The 17,414-nt window shown below is 47.9% G+C and carries 15 protein-coding genes and 1 other annotated feature; of the genes, 12 read left to right on the forward strand and 3 right to left on the reverse strand.

Going from position 1 to position 17,414, the window contains the following annotated elements; genetic code table 11:
* Positions 1 to 26: 26 nt before the first annotated feature.
* From mmuM to NSQ12_RS01540, 3 genes are all read right to left on the reverse strand, one after another.
* Positions 27 to 974, reverse strand: a complete 948-nt coding sequence (gene mmuM / locus NSQ12_RS01530; RefSeq protein WP_339175723.1) for a homocysteine S-methyltransferase — start codon at positions 972 to 974, stop codon at positions 27 to 29.
* A 123-nt stretch (positions 975 to 1,097) separates the two neighbouring features.
* Positions 1,098 to 2,534, reverse strand: a complete 1,437-nt coding sequence (locus NSQ12_RS01535; protein ID WP_003234831.1) for an alanine/glycine:cation symporter family protein — start codon at positions 2,532 to 2,534, stop codon at positions 1,098 to 1,100.
* A gap of 22 nt (positions 2,535 to 2,556) precedes the next feature.
* The gene (locus tag NSQ12_RS01540; protein WP_014475676.1) at positions 2,557 to 3,540 is read right to left on the reverse strand and encodes a glutaminase; all 984 of its coding nucleotides are present in this window, start codon (positions 3,538 to 3,540) and stop codon (positions 2,557 to 2,559) included.
* A gap of 301 nt (positions 3,541 to 3,841) precedes the next feature.
* On the opposite strand from NSQ12_RS01540, the gene glnK reads away from it, so the two are divergent.
* The 12 genes from glnK (at position 3,842) to ycbL (ending at position 17,414) form a co-directional block, all read left to right on the forward strand.
* Positions 3,842 to 5,074, forward strand: a complete 1,233-nt coding sequence (glnK, locus tag NSQ12_RS01545; RefSeq protein WP_153940022.1) for a two-component system sensor histidine kinase GlnK — start codon at positions 3,842 to 3,844, stop codon at positions 5,072 to 5,074.
* A gap of 10 nt (positions 5,075 to 5,084) precedes the next feature.
* Complete coding sequence (gene glnL / locus NSQ12_RS01550; RefSeq protein ID WP_080528873.1) at positions 5,085 to 6,029, forward strand: glutamine utilization two-component system response regulator GlnL; 945 nt, start codon at positions 5,085 to 5,087, stop codon at positions 6,027 to 6,029.
* A gap of 227 nt (positions 6,030 to 6,256) precedes the next feature.
* A complete protein-coding gene (kdgD, locus tag NSQ12_RS01555; RefSeq protein ID WP_003246372.1) occupies positions 6,257 to 7,183 on the forward strand; it encodes a 5-dehydro-4-deoxyglucarate dehydratase in 927 nt (308 codons plus the stop codon).
* 29 nt (positions 7,184 to 7,212) lie between these two features.
* Positions 7,213 to 8,679, forward strand: coding sequence for an alpha-ketoglutaric semialdehyde dehydrogenase GucD (gene gucD, locus NSQ12_RS01560; RefSeq protein ID WP_088467500.1), 1,467 nt, complete (start codon positions 7,213 to 7,215; stop codon positions 8,677 to 8,679).
* Positions 8,680 to 8,763: 84 nt separating this feature from the next.
* Complete coding sequence (gene gudP, locus NSQ12_RS01565) at positions 8,764 to 10,131, forward strand: glucarate transporter GudP (protein ID WP_339175726.1); 1,368 nt, start codon at positions 8,764 to 8,766, stop codon at positions 10,129 to 10,131.
* Positions 10,132 to 10,167: 36 nt separating this feature from the next.
* Positions 10,168 to 11,535 (forward strand): glucarate dehydratase, encoded by a 1,368-nt coding sequence (gene gudD / locus NSQ12_RS01570; RefSeq protein ID WP_003234816.1) that lies wholly within the window; start codon positions 10,168 to 10,170, stop codon positions 11,533 to 11,535.
* Positions 11,536 to 11,604: 69 nt separating this feature from the next.
* Positions 11,605 to 12,306, forward strand: a complete 702-nt coding sequence (locus NSQ12_RS01575; protein ID WP_003246338.1) for a FadR/GntR family transcriptional regulator — start codon at positions 11,605 to 11,607, stop codon at positions 12,304 to 12,306.
* A gap of 90 nt (positions 12,307 to 12,396) precedes the next feature.
* Positions 12,397 to 13,929: a galactarate dehydratase gene (gene garD, locus NSQ12_RS01580; protein WP_144500908.1), complete on the forward strand. Its 1,533-nt coding sequence runs from the start codon at positions 12,397 to 12,399 to the stop codon at positions 13,927 to 13,929.
* 278 nt (positions 13,930 to 14,207) lie between these two features.
* Complete coding sequence (mphK, locus tag NSQ12_RS01585) at positions 14,208 to 15,128, forward strand: macrolide 2'-phosphotransferase MphK (RefSeq protein ID WP_088467501.1); 921 nt, start codon at positions 14,208 to 14,210, stop codon at positions 15,126 to 15,128.
* Between the two features lie 56 nt (positions 15,129 to 15,184).
* Positions 15,185 to 15,432, forward strand: a binding site (T-box leader).
* Positions 15,433 to 15,528: 96 nt separating this feature from the next.
* Positions 15,529 to 15,690, forward strand: a complete 162-nt coding sequence (gene rtpA / locus NSQ12_RS01590) for an anti-TRAP regulator (RefSeq protein WP_003234807.1) — start codon at positions 15,529 to 15,531, stop codon at positions 15,688 to 15,690.
* A 20-nt stretch (positions 15,691 to 15,710) separates the two neighbouring features.
* Positions 15,711 to 16,649, forward strand: coding sequence for a DMT family transporter (locus NSQ12_RS01595; RefSeq protein WP_144500909.1), 939 nt, complete (start codon positions 15,711 to 15,713; stop codon positions 16,647 to 16,649).
* Between the two features lie 96 nt (positions 16,650 to 16,745).
* Positions 16,746 to 17,414: a two-component system response regulator YcbL gene (gene ycbL / locus NSQ12_RS01600; protein WP_339176651.1), complete on the forward strand. Its 669-nt coding sequence runs from the start codon at positions 16,746 to 16,748 to the stop codon at positions 17,412 to 17,414.

The raw sequence follows: 17,414 nt of genomic DNA on the forward strand, positions 1-17,414 counted from the left end.
TAGAATATACAAACTATTCCGATAAGTCAAGTTGTTTTTAAAGAGCGGGCCCAAGCCGCAATTTCTTGAATATTTTCGGGTTTTGTCCGGCAGCAGCCGCCAATCAGCCTCGCTCCTTTTTCATGCCAGGTGCGGGCGCTCGCCCCGTAAGATTCTGCGCATGCTGCGCCGTTCCACGTTTTTGTTTCCGGATCATATTGCTCACCTGAATTCGGGTAGACAATGATCGGTTTTGACGTGTTCTTTTTTAACTCCTCTATCAAGGAAGGGATATGCTGAAGCGGCGTGCAGTTGATGCCGAGTGCTGCAATTTGGTGGTGTTCATCAAGCCATGATGCGCAATCAGATGCAGGTGTTCCGTCACTGATATGCAGGCCGTCTTTAGCACTGAAGCTGATCCATGCATACGTTTCAGGAAATTCCTTCAACAGCCGAACAATCGCTTTGGCTTCAGTCAGACACGGAATCGTTTCGCATGCCAATACATCAGCTCCGGCTTCAATCAGCGCCTTCATCCGGGGGCGATGAAATTCAATCAGTTCATCTTCTGATATTGCGTAGTTGCCGCGATACTCAGACCCGTCTGCAAGATAAGCGCCATAAGGGCCTATAGAAGCCGCAATGATGGGTTTTGGCCGATTCAAACTGTTCTCTTTAAGCGACCAAAATTCATCACGTGCTTCAGCTGCGATGCTGACGGACAACTCGATGAGCCGGCGTGCTTCCGCTTCGCTCAGCCCGCGTGCGGCAAAGCCTTCAAATGTAGACTGATAGCTGGCGGTGATTGCACAATCGGCACCTGCCGCAAAATAATCAGTATGAACTTGTTTAATCAGCTCCGGCTCTTCCATCAGGATTTTTGCTGACCACAGACTGTCGTTCAAATCACAGCCCTTGCGTTCAAGCTCGGTCGCCATGGCGCCGTCTAGAACAATAAGCGGGTATGTATCTAGTATGTGTTGGATAGGATTCATAGAATGTACCTTTCTTTCAGATTTTTTTGAAAAAGATATGAAAATCGTAATGGAGGCTTACGTGTTTGTCAATAAACGCAAAAAGAGAAAGGTGTTCAGCCCATATGTCTGAACACCCTTTTCTTATGATATTTGTTTGTTGTGCGTGTCAGTCTTTGTGTCTGAAACCGGCCAGCACTCAATGCCATTGTGGTTTTTGAGCACATCTTTATAAAAGACCGGATCCTTGCCTGCTTTTTTCTGGCGTGTATAGTCTTTCAGCGCCGTAAAAACAACCTTTGATAGTAAGAAAATAGCGATTAAATTCACGACGACCATCAAACCCATGAACAAATCAGCAAGATCCCAGACGAGCTGGACTTTGGCAACACAGCCAAACACGATCATTGCCAGCACGCCGATACGGTAGACAAAAATCAGTTTTTTGCTTTTGTTCAAAAAGCCGATATTGGTTTCGCCATAATAATAGTTTCCGATTAAAGCACAGAATCCGAATAACAAAATCAGAATGGCGAGAAAGCCTGATGCCCATGATCCGACATGGGAGCTGAGGGAGGCTTGTGTCAAGGCGATTCCGCTCAGACCCGGAGTATGATAGGCATCCGAAAACAGGATGATAAAGGCGGTGCTTGTACAAATGACCAGTGTATCTGTCAGTACACCAAAAGCTTGGATCAGCCCCTGTTTGACGGGATGGCTTGTTGTGGCGGTGGCAGCGGCATTCGGTGCGCTTCCCATTCCCGCTTCGTTTGAAAAGATTCCCCGTCTGACGCCTTGCATGAGTGCCGCGCCCAAAGCCCCGCCGGCGGCCTGGTCAAAGCCAAACGCATTTTTCACGATTAGCGCAAGCACACTTGGCAGCTGCGTAATGTTGGTGAAAATGACGAAAAACGCAACTCCGATATACAGGACAGCCAATACGACGACAATGGATTCAGCCAGCTTTGCAATGCGCTTGACTCCGCCAAAAATAATCGTGCCGAATACAGCAATTAAAATGAGTCCCAATGTCAGGCGGTTTGTGCCAAACGCGTTTTCAAAGGCAAGGCTGACTGTATTGGATTGAACCGAGTTGAAGACGATACCGAACGATAAGGTGATTAACACAGCGAACAGCGCGCCCATCCACCTTTTGTTCAGCCCTTTTTCCATGTAATACGCCGGCCCGCCGCGGAAGCCGTTTACATCTTTTACTTTATAAATCTGAGCCAGTGTGCTTTCCACAAAGCTGGATGCTGATCCGATAATGGCGATAATCCACATCCAGAAGATTGCACCGGGCCCGCCGAGTGCAATGGCGATGGCAATGCCCGTAATATTTCCCGTTCCGACACGGGCCGCCATGCTGATGCAAAAGGCTTGAAACGGAGAAATGCTGTTTTTTGACCGGGAAGCAGCACCTTCTCTTAATACCCTGACCATTTCTTTCAGCATGCGAACCTGTAAAAACTTAAGCCTGAACGTAAAATAGATTCCCAGAGAAAGGAGCAAAACAATTAATAGCTTTGACCACAAAAGATCATTTGCAATACCGACGATATGTTCCAGGATTTGCTGCATACAATCACCTCTTTTTTCATATTTAAAAAATGCTGAGCTCCCATTCCTGCGCCATATGCTTCAGCAGCATACCGCCAGTGAGGCTGTTGCCGTATTCATCAATGGCAGGCCCGTAAATGCCGATGCCGCATCCGGATTGAAAAGGCTGTTCTCTTCTGGCGCTTGGAGGCACCAGCGCCATGATGCCACCGGAGACGCCGCTTTTGGCCGGCACGCCGACAAACGCCGCATATTTGCCTGAAGCGTTGTACATGCCGCACGTCAGCATTAATGCCTTGGCTAATTTTGCCACATCTTTTGGAATCACCTGCTCGCGTCGAATCGGATGATACCCGTCATGAGCAAGGATCAGGCCGATCAACGCAATATCTTCTGTGGTGCTCTCCATAGCGCATTGCTTCAAGTACACCTCAAGTGTTTCTTCTACTTCAGCTTCTAAAAAGTTTGTTTCTTTTAAATAGTAGGCCAGCGCTCTGTTGCGGTGGGCGGTTTCCCATTCAGAACGGAATACTTCCTCATGAATTCTCGGCCGTTTTCCTATCAAAGTTTCCATCACCGAGTAAAGAAACTCGAGCTTTTCGTATGCCGATTCTCCGGGAAGGATCGAAGCGATGGTGAGGGCACCCGCGTTGATCATGGGATTGAAGGGCTTTCCCGGCTTGTTGATTTCGAGCCGAATGATTGAATTAAAGGCGTCACCTGTCGGCTCGACATCTACGCGGTCAAGCACATAGGGAATGCCGCGGCTCATGCAGGCGGCAATAAAGCTAATCACTTTTGAAATGCTTTGCAGGGTAAAAGAGACGTTCCAGTCGCCGGCGTGTATCATCGTTCCATCAGGCTCCAATACACAGATGCCGAGCTGTGAATCATTGACTTTTCCTAATGCGGGGATATAGTTTGCGCTTTGTCCATTGGCGGCAAAAGGGCGATAGTATTCAACCCAATCATGAAGCTGTAACGCCGGATTTATGTCTTTCTGGTGCTCTTTTATCAATTCTTTCATCGAATTCCTCCTCACTGATTTTTTTCTTAAAGGACTGAGGTGTATCAAAACGAAGGCTAAAGGGGCGTTAAACGCTTTCATAATAGCGGAAGGTATAATTACTGTATAATGGAGACTACAGAATCATACAAAATACGACAAAAACATTTTGAAAATAAGCAGTAAGATTTATAAAAACCTCATGTTCTGGGTCAAAAGCAATTTGCAGGTTTTCTCCCGATTCCCCAAAATAAAAAGCGAGGATGTGATCAACATAAAACTTGAACGGTTTATTGAAAAAGACGGATATATACTGGCTCTCATGCTGATTACGGTGCCGCTGGCCGGTGAACTGAAATTTTATCCCCTCAATGAAGAATTCCGGGTCAGCTTTGGGGCACCGGTTTTTTTCTTCTTTTTATCATTGTTGCGGCATGTGCCCGCTGTGCTGCCGGGTTTTCTGACTGGAGCGGCTGTTTTCATTTTCCGCGTCTTTCTGGAATTATGGGGCGGAGGACACAATGGACTGACTCCGATTCTGTATGATCAAGCGTCTGGCTTTTTCTTTTATATGACTTACGCCTGTCTGTTTTCCATATTAAAGGCCAATCGTTTCCGTGAACGGCCGATTATGCTCGGTTTCATTGGGTTTATGATTGAAGTTGTGTCAGATTGTGTCGAGCTGGCTGTGCAATTTCTCATTTTTCATACGGTTGTCACGCCTGAGAAAAACACTGACATTGCGGTGATTGCGATTTCTCACACATTTATTGTGATGAGCTTTTATAGTGTGCTGAAGCTATATGAAACACAATCGAGAGAAAAACAGACAAGGCAGCAGCACGAGCACATGCTGATGATCGTTTCCAATTTATATGAAGAAACGGTGCACCTAAAAAAGACATTGAAAACGACAGAGAAAGTGACAAACGATTCGTATCAGCTCTATCGGGAAATGAAGGGCAAGGATGTTCAGCTGAGCGGCAGAATCCTGAGACTGGCCGGAGAGATTCATGAAGTGAAAAAGGACAACCAGCGGATATTCGCAGGGCTTTCAAAACTGATTTCGAATGAGAGTTTGAGAGATTATATGAGGGCTTCTGATTTGCTGCAGCTCGTGATTCGAATGAATGAAAAGTACGCTGAAGCACTAGGGAAGCAGATTGATTTTTACTGCTCGATCGAGGGAGAGCATGACGAATATCACGTATTTATCGTGCTTTCGATCATTAATAATCTAACAGCAAATGCGGTAGAGGCTATGGATGAAGAGGGAATGGTCAGCCTGAGGCTCCGTAAGCCAAATGAGAGTATGGTAGAATTCCAGGTGGAAGACAATGGCCCCGGGATTTCCGAGAAAATCGGAGACATTGTGTTTGACCCGGGCTTTACTTCAAAATATGACGAATTTGGCACGCCTTCTACGGGTATCGGACTTTCCTACGTAAAGGAAATCGTGACAGAGCTAGAAGGGGATATCACGTTTGATAATCAGCAGCGGGGAGTGGTGTTTGCCATCAGGCTGCCTGTCCGGCATTTGATTCAGAAAGGGTGAACCAAAAGCTATGCGTTTTTTTATTGCAGATGATGACCGTGCGATGCGGTCAATTTTAAGGCAGATCATTGAGGACGAAGATCTCGGGGAAGCTGCTGGTGAAGCAGACGACGGAAGCCAAGTGGAAGGGCATATGCTGCAATTTAAGCAGATTGATATTTTATTAATCGATCTGTTAATGCCCGGAAGAGACGGCATTGAGACGATTCGTCAGATCCAGAATACGTACTCCGGCAAAATCGTAATGATCTCTCAAGTGGAGGCGAAGGAAATGGTCGGGGAAGCGTACTCGCTCGGCATCGAATATTTTATCCATAAGCCGATTAACCGCATTGAAATTGTCACGGTTCTCCAAAAGGTGAAGGAGCGGATCGAGCTTGAACACTCGATTGGAGCCATTCAGCATTCTCTAAGCCGGCTTGTCAATCGGACTGAACGGAAAGCGCGTCCCCAGCAGAAGAGTGACAGCGGTTTAAAAGAGGCAGGAACATTCCTGTTGTCCGAGCTGGGCATGATGGGAGAAGGCGGCGCACATGATCTCATGGCGGTCCTGCAGTATTTAGCAGAACACGAGCAATCCGAGCCGCACGAAAAACAAAGCCCTTCGCTAAAACAAATATTCACCCAAGTAGCGGTACGGAAGCTGGGGACAGGAGCCTCACAGACGGAAGTCAATCGCGAAATGAAAGCCTCGGAGCAGCGTATCCGCAGAGCGATTATCCATTCGCTGCACCATTTTGCTTCATTGGGCACAACTGATTTTTCGAATCCAAAATTTGAAACCTATGCATCGAAATTCTTTGATTTTCCGGTTGTCAGCCAGAAAATGAAAGAACTCCAATCCAAGGATGCAAAACCCCTTGCACCTGCTAGAATAAATATGAAAAAATTCATCCACGTGTTTTTTTTGGAAGCAAAGCTTTTGCATGAGACGATGAAACAAAGAAGGATATAAACCAAACAGCCGGCTGACCAGGCTGTTTTTTTGCTGCGCAGAATCCCGGCCGGACAGTGATTTACCGCTTTTTTATAAAATATCAGAAAATAAAGATATTGACTTATTGTTTATTTGTCATACGATTAAACAAAAGGATATATGGGGAAGGAGCGGATGTGAAAGAAAAATTAATAAAAGCGCTTACAGATAGAGGCTGTATACACAAATAACAGGAGGTTATGTTGATGAGCCGTATCAGAAAAGCACCCGCTGGAATTTTAGGTTTTCCGGTTGCTCCTTTTAACACACAAGGAAAACTGGAGGAAGAAGCTCTTTTTCAAAACATTGAGTTTTTGCTGAATGAGGGCTTGGAAGCGATATTTATCGCTTGTGGGTCTGGTGAATTCCAATCTCTCAGCCAGAAGGAATATGAGCAAATGGTGGAAGTCGCAGTCTCGGCAGCCGGAGGAAAGGTGCCGGTCTACACGGGGGTGGGCGGCAACCTCAGCACAGCGCTTGATTGGGCGCAGCTGTCGGAGAAAAAAGGCGCCGACGGCTACTTGATCCTGCCTCCGTATTTGGTGCATGGCGAACAGGAGGGGCTGTACCAGTATGCGAAAACGATTATTGAAAGCACTGACTTGAACGCGATTCTTTATCAGCGCGATAACGCCGTTCTCTCTGTTGAACAGATCAAACGTCTGACCGAATGTGAACAGCTTGTCGGTGTCAAAGACGGGGTAGGAAATATGGATTTGAATATCAACCTCGTCTATACGATCGGCGACCGCTTGGGATGGCTCAACGGAATGCCGATGGCTGAAGTGACGATGCCGGCTTATCTGCCGATCGGGTTCCACTCTTACTCTTCAGCGATTTCAAATTATATCCCGCATATTTCGCGAATGTTCTATGATGCATTGAAAAATGGAAATGACGAGCTTGTGAAGGAACTCTATCGGCATGTGATTCTGCCGATCAACGACATTCGCAAACAACGAAAAGGCTACGCCGTATCCTTGATTAAAGCCGGTATGGAAATCATGGGTTTGAATGTAAGGAATACAGCCAGACCGCCTGTCGGCCCGGTTGAAAAAGATCATTATCAGCAATTGGAAGCAATTTTGAAGCAGGCGGCTGACCGTTTTCCGAAAAAAGCCGCGACGGTTTGACCAGAAAAAACACGAAAGGGGCAATGGGCATGTCTGTGATCACGGAACAAAACACGTACCTCAACTTTATTAACGGAGAGTGGGTTAAGTCTCAATCAGGCGATATGGTCAAGGTCGAAAACCCTGCCGATGTGAATGATATTGTCGGATATGTACAGAATTCAACAGCTGAAGATGTGGAACGTGCCGTCGCCGCCGCCAATGAAGCCAAAACGGCTTGGAGAAAGCTGACGGGTGCCGAGCGCGGCCAATACTTATACAAAACAGCGGATATCATGGAGCAGCGCTTGGAGGAAATCGCCGCCTGTGCAACGCGTGAAATGGGTAAAACATTGCCGGAAGCGAAGGGAGAAACAGCCCGGGGGATTGCCATTCTGCGCTATTACGCCGGAGAGGGCATGCGAAAAACGGGTGACGTCATTCCGTCTACTGACAAAGACGCGCTCATGTTTACCACCCGTGTTCCGCTCGGTGTGGTCGGCGTGATTTCTCCGTGGAACTTCCCAGTGGCGATTCCGATTTGGAAAATGGCGCCGGCATTGGTATACGGCAATACCGTTGTCATCAAACCGGCGACAGAAACAGCTGTGACATGCGCAAAGATCATTGCCTGCTTTGAGGAAGCGGGGCTCCCGGCAGGGGTCATCAATTTGGTGACAGGCCCGGGTTCTGTTGTCGGGCAGGGGCTTGCTGAGCATGACGGTGTAAACGCCGTTACGTTTACCGGTTCAAATCAAGTCGGAAAAATCATCGGGCAAGCCGCTTTAGCGAGGGGAGCTAAGTACCAGCTTGAGATGGGCGGCAAAAACCCTGTTATCGTAGCTGATGACGCTGACCTTGAAGCTGCGGCCGAAGCTGTCATAACGGGGGCCTTCCGTTCAACCGGCCAGAAATGCACCGCGACAAGCCGTGTCATCGTACAAAGCGGAATTTACGAGCGCTTTAAAGAAAACCTGCTCCACCGCACAAAAGATATTACAATCGGAGACAGCTTAAAAGAGGATGTCTGGATGGGACCGATTGCCAGCAAGAATCAGCTTGATAACTGCCTGTCATACATTGAGAAAGGCAAACAGGAGGGGGCTTCCCTTTTAATAGGAGGAGAAAAGCTGGAGAACGGAAAGTATCAAAACGGCTATTATGTTCAGCCTGCCATCTTTGACAATGTGACATCTGAGATGACAATTGCCCAGGAGGAAATTTTCGGTCCGGTGATCGCCTTGATCAAGGTGGACTCGATGGAGGAGGCGCTGAACATCGCCAATGATGTGAAGTTCGGTTTAAGTGCATCCATTTTCACGGAAAACATCGGCCTAATGCTTTCTTTCATTGATGAAATCGATGCCGGACTGGTTAGGATCAATGCAGAAAGCGCAGGTGTTGAGCTGCAGGCGCCTTTTGGCGGCATGAAGCAGTCGAGCTCCCACTCCCGAGAACAGGGTGAGGCAGCGAAGGACTTTTTCACAGCGATTAAAACCGTTTTTGTGAAGCCGTAATGGTGCTGGAAAGAGGCATGCGTCTCTTTCCCGGCTTTATCACAGCCAGCATATGATTCTCTACTTTGAAAAGGAGAAGATACTATGAAAAAAGACTTTGCGAATGTTACACCGGCGGGCAAAAAAACGTCCGTGCGCTGGTTCATCGTGTTTATGCTGTTTCTTGTGACCTCTATTAACTACGCGGATCGAGCGACGCTTTCCATCACCGGAGATTCCGTCCAGCATGATTTGGGATTGGACTCGGTCGCCATGGGATATGTCTTTTCTGCCTTTGGCTGGGCCTATGTCATCGGACAGCTTCCGGGCGGCTGGCTGCTGGACCGTTTTGGTTCAAAGACTATCATTGCGTTAAGCATCTTTTTCTGGTCGTTTTTTACGCTGCTGCAAGGGGCGATTGGCTTTTTCTCCGCCGGCACAGCGATTATCCTGCTGTTTGCACAGCGTTTTCTGGTTGGTTTATCAGAAGCGCCTTCATTTCCCGGAAACGGCAGAGTTGTTGCCTCATGGTTTCCAAGCTCCGAGCGCGGGACAGCTTCAGCCTTTTTTAATTCAGCACAATACTTCGCAATCGTCATTTTTTCTCCTTTAATGGGCTGGCTTACCCACTCTTTCGGCTGGCATTCCGTCTTCGTTGTTATGGGTATTGCGGGCATTCTTCTGGCTGTCATCTGGCTAAAAACGGTGTATGAACCGAAAAAACACCCAAAGGTTAATGAAGCTGAGCTTGCGTACATCGAACAGGGCGGCGGGCTGATTTCCATGGATGACAGTAAAAGCAAACAAGAAACAGAATCGAAATGGCCGTATATCAAACAGCTGTTAACGAACCGCATGCTGATTGGCGTGTACATCGCGCAATACTGTATTACGACTCTCACCTATTTCTTTCTCACATGGTTTCCGGTATATTTGGTTCAGGCCCGCGGCATGTCTATTCTTGAAGCTGGGTTTGTCGCTTCCCTGCCGGCGCTGTGCGGATTTGCCGGCGGCGTGCTTGGGGGCATTGTGTCAGACATCTTGCTCAAAAAAGGCCGTTCACTTACCTTTGCTAGAAAAGTGCCAATCATTGCCGGCATGCTGCTGTCTTGCAGTATGATTGTCTGTAACTACACAGATTCAGCATGGCTCGTCGTTGTCATTATGTCGCTCGCGTTTTTCGGAAAAGGCTTCGGCGCATTGGGTTGGGCTGTCGTGTCGGACACGTCTCCGAAAGAATGTGCAGGATTAAGCGGCGGTTTGTTCAACACTTTCGGGAATATTGCCTCAATTACAACACCGATTATTATCGGATACATTGTCAATGCCACTGGATCTTTCAATGGCGCGCTTGTGTTTGTCGGCGCTAACGCGATTGCGGCGATCCTCAGCTATTTGCTGCTGGTCGGGCCGATCAAACGGGTCGTGTTAAAGAAACAAGAACAAGACCCCGATCAATCGTTGCCTGTCTAATATTTATGAAAGCGCTTTATAAAGGGAGGAAAATGCATGAGTTCACCGATACAAGAGCAGGTTCAAAAAGAAAAAAGATCGAATATTCCCTCAATTTCTGAAATGAAGGTGATTCCTGTTGCGGGACATGACAGCATGCTGCTGAATCTAAGCGGAGCACACAGCCCGTTTTTTACCCGGAATATCGTAATCTTAACAGACAGCAGCGGAAATCAGGGAGTCGGCGAGGTGCCTGGCGGAGAGCATATTCGCCGCACACTGGAGCTGTCAGAGCCGCTTGTTGTCGGAAAATCTATCGGTGCGTACCAGGCGATATTGCAAACGGTCAGAAAGCAGTTTGGCGATCAGGACAGGGGAGGGCGAGGAAACCAGACGTTTGATTTGCGCACCACTGTGCACGCCGTCACCGCACTGGAAGCGGCTTTGTTGGATTTGCTTGGAAAGTTTCTTCAGGAACCGGTCGCGGCTTTGCTGGGCGAAGGGAAGCAGCGTGATGAAGTAAAAATGCTCGGTTACCTCTTTTACATCGGCGACCGAAATCGGACGACCTTGCCGTATCAAAGCGATGAGCAGTCAGATTGTGCGTGGTTCCGTCTGCGCCATGAGGAAGCGCTGACGCCGGAGGCCATTGTGCGTCTTGCCGAATCCGCACAGGAGCGCTATGGCTTTCAGGATTTCAAATTGAAAGGCGGGGTGCTGCGGGGAGAAGAGGAAATCGAAGCTGTTACCGCATTATCGAAACGTTTTCCAGAGGCAAGGATCACTCTTGATCCGAACGGGGCATGGTCATTAGAGGAAGCTATTGCATTATGCAAAGGAAAGCAAGATGTGCTCGCGTATGCGGAAGATCCATGCGGGGATGAGAATGGCTACTCCGCTCGTGAAGTAATGGCTGAATTCCGCCGCGCGACAGGGCTTCCGACTGCGACAAATATGATTGCGACTGACTGGCGGGAAATGGGTCACGCGATTCAGCTCCACGCGGTCGATATACCGCTGGCTGATCCGCATTTTTGGACGATGCAAGGGTCGGTGCGGGTTGCGCAAATGTGCCATGATTGGGGTTTGACATGGGGCTCGCACTCCAACAACCACTTTGATATTTCCCTTGCGATGTTTACCCATGTGGCAGCAGCGGCTCCGGGGCGGATCACGGCGATTGATACCCATTGGATCTGGCAGGACGGGCAGCGATTAACGAAACAGCCTTTTGAGATTTCTTCTGGCTGTGTCAAGGTGCCGGATAAGCCTGGACTAGGCGTCGATATTGATATGGAACAAGTGGAAAAAGCGCATGAGATCTATCGGAAAATGAATTTAGGCGCACGGAATGACGCGATCCCAATGCAGTTCCTGATCAGCAACTGGGAATTTGACCGGAAGCGCCCGTGTCTTGTGCGATAAGTTTGATTGTAAATATTGTCATATCCGCTATTTTGTCTTACAATTGAACAACTGAAGGGAGAGTTGTTCGTGTACGAAGGTTTAGAGGATTTGAAAGTCGATACAGTCAATCGGAAAACATTAGCCAAGCAGGTCATCGAACGGATTGTCCATTTATTATCGAGCGGACAGTTGAGGGCCGGAGACAAATTGCCGACAGAAATGGAACTGATGGACATTTTGCATGTCAGCAGGCCGGTGCTACGGGAAGCACTCAGTTCACTTGAAACGCTGGGCGTCATTACGAGAAAAACACGAGGGGGCACATATTTCAACGATAAAATCGGCATGCAGCCATTTTCCGTCATGCTTGCTTTGGCCACTGATAATCTTCCGGCTATCATTGAAGCGCGGATGGCGCTAGAACTCGGGCTCGTGACAATTGCCGCGGAAAAAATCAATGAGGAAGAGCTTCAGCGTTTGCAGAAGACGATCGACGATATTGCCAACAGCACTGACAATCATTATGGTGAAGCGGATAAAGAGTTCCATCGAATTATTGCGTTAAGCGCCAATAACCCCGTCGTTGAAGGGATGATTCAGTCCCTGCTGATCACCCATGCGAAAATTGACAGCCAAATTCCGTACAGGGAGAGAGATGTAACGGTCGAATATCACAAAAAAATCTACGACGCCCTTGCCAAAAGAGATCCGTACAAAGCACATTACCACATGTATGAGCATCTGAAATTTGTCCGTGACAAAATTCTAAAAGGAATGGATGAAAAATAATGGTGAGCAACCGCAGTTGAAACGTAAGAGCTGCGGTTTTTTTAAACCAATTTAGAAAACGCTTACTAAAATATGAGGAGTGATTTTCATATGGCGATGAACCTCAGGAAGAACCAAGCCCCCCTTTACATCAAAGTGCATGAAATAGATAACACCGCGATTATTGTAAATGATGGAGGGCTGCCAAAGGGCACTGTTTTCTCATGCGGGCTCGTACTTGAAGAGGATGTTCCTCAAGGCCATAAGGTGGCCCTCACCGATCTCAATCAAGGGGACGAGATCGTGCGTTACGGAGAGGTGATCGGATTTGCTGATGAGACGATCAAACGCGGGAGCTGGATACGGGAAGCCCTCGTGAGAATGCCCGCTCCTCCGGCGTTAGACGATCTTCCTCTCGCAAACAGGGTGCCGCAGCCGCGGCCGTCTCTTGAAGGCTATACGTTTGAAGGATATCGAAATGCGGATGGCAGTGCGGGGACAAAAAATATTCTCGGCATCACGACAAGTGTTCAATGTGTTGTTGGCGTTTTGGATTATGCAGTCAAACGAATAAAAGAAGAGCTGCTGCCGAAATACCCAAATGTCGATGACGTTGTGCCGCTGCATCATCAATACGGATGCGGCGTGGCGATCAATGCGCCCGACGCTGTCATTCCGATCCGCACGATTCAAAATCTTGCGAAGCATCCGAACTTCGGCGGAGAAGTAATGGTCATCGGATTGGGATGTGAAAAGCTCCTCCCGGAAAGAATTGCCTCCGAAAATGATGATGACATTCTATCGCTCCAGGATCACCGAGGTTTTGCGGCGATGATCCAATCCATTTTGGAAATGGCGGAGGAACGGTTAATCAGGCTGAACAGCAGAACCCGGGTGTCATGCCCTGTTTCGGATCTGGTAATCGGCCTGCAATGCGGCGGCAGTGATGCGTTTTCCGGCGTGACGGCGAACCCTGCCGTGGGGTATGCGGCTGATTTATTGGTTCGCGCAGGTGCAACGGTTTTGTTTTCTGAAGTGACAGAGGTGCGGGATGCCATTCATTTATTAACGCCGCGGACTGTCAGTGAAGAGGTCGGACAATCGCTGATCAAAGAGATGAAGTGGTATGACAGCTATCTTCGGCGGGGAGACGCAGACCGTAGCGCAAACCCGTCACCAGGCAATAAAAAAGGCGGATTATCCAATGTGGTGGAAAAAGCGTTAGGTTCGGTAGCGAAATCAGGCACAAGCCCCATCTCCGGCGTGCTCGGCCCTGGTGAAAGAGCAAAGCAAAAAGGCCTGCTGTTCGCGGCGACACCGGCAAGCGATTTTGTGTGCGGCACCCTGCAGCTGGCTGCGGGCATGAATCTGCAGGTGTTTACGACAGGAAGGGGAACACCATACGGCCTGGCTGCTGCGCCGGTGCTGAAAGTATCGACGCGGCATTCCTTATCAGAGCATTGGGCTGATTTAATCGATATCAATGCCGGCCAAATCGCGACAGGAGAGGCCAGTATCGAAGACGTAGGCTGGGAAATCTTCAGAACGATTTTGGATGTGGCAAGCGGCCGAAAACAAACGTGGGCAGACCGTTGGGGCCTTCATAATGATTTGTGCTTGTTTAATCCTGCTCCAGTGACTTGATTCATTTTTTTATAGCGATTAGATGGAATATGATGTAAAATACAATTAACGTATAGGAAACGGAGGGGTTACAGCATGGCATTCATTAGATTCCGAGTGACACGAATTCAATAGTGAGCAACTCTCGCCTGAATGCGGGAGAATCGGGATGAATCCGCCTATGTATGAGCCCTTATATGGTTATTAAAAAAGAGGGTGGCGATGCCTGCCTTCTTTTTTCTGCCCCCAAACATCCCCTCTCTCTCCTTCAGGGCGGAGCATGAGAAAGGGGAAATGGGATGACAAACCTTACCGAAAAACAGATGATCACGGAGATTGTCGGGCTTGCACGCAGCCAAGGTTTGACGGTTCATTCTGAGAACGCGCAATTGAATGAAACCGGAATGGACTTTCAAGTTGTATTTGCCAAGGACGACACAGGTATGCCATGGGTGCTGCGAAAACCGCGGCGAAGTGATGTTGTGGAAAGAGCATCTGCAGAAGGCATAACGCTTGCCTTTCTCCGCGCGAATCTGACTGCTGATGTGCCGGATTGGAGAATTCATACACCGGAATTGATCGCTTACCCCATGTTAAAAGGAACGCCGGCTGCTGGAATTGACTTGGAACAAAAGCAATATGTATGGAATATGGATCATCAGCCGCCGTCAGACGACTTTGTCCGCACACTTGCCGACATACTGGCTAAATTACATGGCACGGATCAAATATCTGCTGGGCAATCCGGAATAGAAGTGATAAGGCCAGAAGATTTCAGGCAAATGACAGCAGACTCTATGGTTGATGTGAAGAATAAGCTTGGTGTATCTACGACGCTTTGGGAAAGATGGCAAAAGTGGATAGATGATGATGCATACTGGCCTTGTTTTTCTGCACTGATACACGGCGATCTCCACCCGCCGCATATTCTTATCGACCAAAATGAACGTGTCACAGGACTTCTGGATTGGACAGAAGCGAAGGTTGCCGATCCAGCCAAGGATTTTGTTCTTTATCAAACCATTTTCGGGGAAAAAGAAACTGCCCGTTTACTTGAATACTATGATCAAGCAGGCGGCCGGATATGGGCAAAAATGCAGGAACACATTTCAGAGATGCAGGCGGCGTATCCGGTGGAAATCGCCAAGCTAGCTCTGCAAACACAGCAGGAGGAACACATCAATATGGCGCTGGAAGCACTTGGTGTAACATCGGATTAAGAATTGACTTCGTTTCATGAACCGAGTATTATAAACTCTACAAATAATAGAACGGATTAACAATCGTGAGGAAGAGCAAGTACGCATCAGAATGGAGGTTCAGAGAGTCGGTGGCAGGTGTGAACCGATCCTCCCCTGATGCCGAATGGGCTTCTGAATTGCTTTGCTGAACGGATAGTAGGCGATGCCGGGTTTCTCTCCCCGTTACCAAGAGAGGAGTATCGAAACATAGGTTTTCTGTACTTAGAGTGAACGGCTGTATAGCTGTTAATAAAGGTGGTACCGCGAGACCCTCGTCCTTTTCATAGGACGGGGGTTTTTGTGTTTCTTAAAGGAGGTGACGGCCAATGGACGATGGCTGGTGGTGGCATAGCAGATGAGTTAGAAAGGAGGATATCAAATGGTCATTGCAACTGATGATCTTGAGGTCGCATGTCCTAAATGTGAAAGAGCGGGAGAAATCGAAGGAACACCTTGCCCGGCCTGCAGCGGAAAAGGTGTTATTCTGACTGCTCAAGGATATACGCTTCTGGATTTTATCCAAAAGCATTTGAATAAGTAAAGGAGAAAAGCTGAGCTGAGATGAGAGCAGAAGAGCAGAGTAAGATTCGTGAGGCCGCAGCAGGTACGATTTTTTTGCTGATCGGAACAGTTTGTTTTGCGTCTAAATCGATTTGGATAAAATGGGCATACCAAATGGGTGCTGAGCCAGATGCCGTGCTGCTATACAGGCAGCTGCTGGCTGTTCCGCTGTTTTGGCTGATTTTTTTAATATACCGACCTCCAATGCCAGACGGTAAGAAAAAAGGAGACCTATGGAAGGCTTGTGGCGCGGGAGTGTTTTGTTTTTTTCTGTCTCCCTTGCTTGATTTTATCGGGCTGAACCATGTATCCGCAATGGTTGAACGTATATTGCTGATGAGCTATCCGTTGTTTGTGTTTGGATTCACCGCGTGTCGTGACCGGAAAATGTCCTCAATTCAGGACCTTTTCGCAGTTCTGGCGGTCATGTTTGGGCTTTTCTTGGCGCTGGGCGGCTGGAATGCTGAACTTTTCCAGGCGAATATGATTGGAGCTGTATTCATTTTGTTATCTTCGGCGGTCTATGCTGGTTATCTTGTCCTTTCCGGGCATCTCGTCCATCAAATCGGAGGGATCCGTCTCAATGCATACGGGATGACAGCTGCTGGAGCTGCCATGATGCTTTACACAGGGATCAAATCGGCGGCTGGCATGAATACGCCAATGGCAGCATATCCGCTTTCTATGTATGGTTTGTTCGCGGTAATTGCAGTCGTTACCACAGTGATTCCATTTGTGCTAATGCTTGAGGGCATAAAACGAATCGGGGCACAGCGAGCCGCCGCCATTTCAATGGCAGGGCCTATCCTGACGATTTTCTATGGAGCTTTATTTTTCGGTGAACGACTCGGGCTCATTCAAGTCATTGGATGCGCTGCCGTATTCTTTGTCATTACGGGCATGGAATACAGGAAGCTGAAAATAGGAAAAAAAGAATAATTTTTATAAAACACACACGTTTTTCAATTACAATAAGTGTAATTACGTGTGTGTTTTTTGATTTTGTAAAGGTTAGGTGAGAAGATGCAGCGCATATTGCTTGTAGAAGACGACCACTCAATCAGTGAAATGGTGGATCATTATTTAACAAAAGAAGGCTTTGGAATTGTGCATGCTTTCGACGGAGAAGAGGGCATCCGGCTGTTTCAGCAGGATTCATACGATTTGGTCCTCCTTGATATCATGCTCCCGAAGCTGAACGGCATGGATTTTCTGAAAATCATCCGGGAAAAAAGCAATATACCGGTCTTAATGATTTCGGCAAAAGACGGAGATGTGGATAAGGCATTGGGACTGGGTTTTGGGGCGGATGATTATATCGCCAAACCGTTTTCGATGATTGAGCTGAAAGCCGCGATACGGCGGGCGACGCAATATTCGGCAGAGGAGCCGGCTGTGAATAAGGTGATCCGGATTCACCAGCTTGCGATAGATATAGACAATGTTTCCGTTTTGAAAAACGGAGAGCCGCTCCAGCTGACGTCAACAGAATGGCAGCTGCTGTGCTTATTTGCATCAAATCCTAAAAAAGTGTTTACGAAAGAACAAATCTACCGTTCCGTTTGGAATGAAGAGTACTTTGATGATCAGAACATCATTAACGTACACATGCGGCGGCTCAGAGAAAAGATTGAGGATGACCCCTCCTCCCCTCAATATATTAAAACGCTATGGGGCATCGGTTATAAATTAGGAGAGTTTTAG

The sequence above is a fragment of the Bacillus sp. PS95 genome, assembly GCF_037963565.1.
In the GTDB taxonomy this organism is placed as follows: domain Bacteria; phylum Bacillota; class Bacilli; order Bacillales; family Bacillaceae; genus Bacillus; species Bacillus subtilis.

Coding starts and splice junctions, on each gene's coding strand:
- glnL (WP_080528873.1), top strand. CDS start 5,085: ATGCGTTTTTTTATTGCAGATGATGACCGTGCGATGCGGTCAATTTTA.
- NSQ12_RS01595 (WP_144500909.1), top strand. CDS start 15,711: ATGAGAGCAGAAGAGCAGAGTAAGATTCGTGAGGCCGCAGCAGGTACG.
- mphK (WP_088467501.1), top strand. CDS start 14,208: ATGACAAACCTTACCGAAAAACAGATGATCACGGAGATTGTCGGGCTT.
- NSQ12_RS01535 (WP_003234831.1), bottom strand. CDS start 2,534: ATGCAGCAAATCCTGGAACATATCGTCGGTATTGCAAATGATCTTTTG.
- NSQ12_RS01540 (WP_014475676.1), bottom strand. CDS start 3,540: ATGAAAGAATTGATAAAAGAGCACCAGAAAGACATAAATCCGGCGTTA.
- glnK (WP_153940022.1), top strand. CDS start 3,842: ATGCTGATTACGGTGCCGCTGGCCGGTGAACTGAAATTTTATCCCCTC.
- mmuM (WP_339175723.1), bottom strand. CDS start 974: ATGAATCCTATCCAACACATACTAGATACATACCCGCTTATTGTTCTA.
- garD (WP_144500908.1), top strand. CDS start 12,397: ATGGCGATGAACCTCAGGAAGAACCAAGCCCCCCTTTACATCAAAGTG.
- gucD (WP_088467500.1), top strand. CDS start 7,213: ATGTCTGTGATCACGGAACAAAACACGTACCTCAACTTTATTAACGGA.
- gudD (WP_003234816.1), top strand. CDS start 10,168: ATGAGTTCACCGATACAAGAGCAGGTTCAAAAAGAAAAAAGATCGAAT.
- rtpA (WP_003234807.1), top strand. CDS start 15,529: ATGGTCATTGCAACTGATGATCTTGAGGTCGCATGTCCTAAATGTGAA.
- kdgD (WP_003246372.1), top strand. CDS start 6,257: ATGAGCCGTATCAGAAAAGCACCCGCTGGAATTTTAGGTTTTCCGGTT.
- gudP (WP_339175726.1), top strand. CDS start 8,764: ATGAAAAAAGACTTTGCGAATGTTACACCGGCGGGCAAAAAAACGTCC.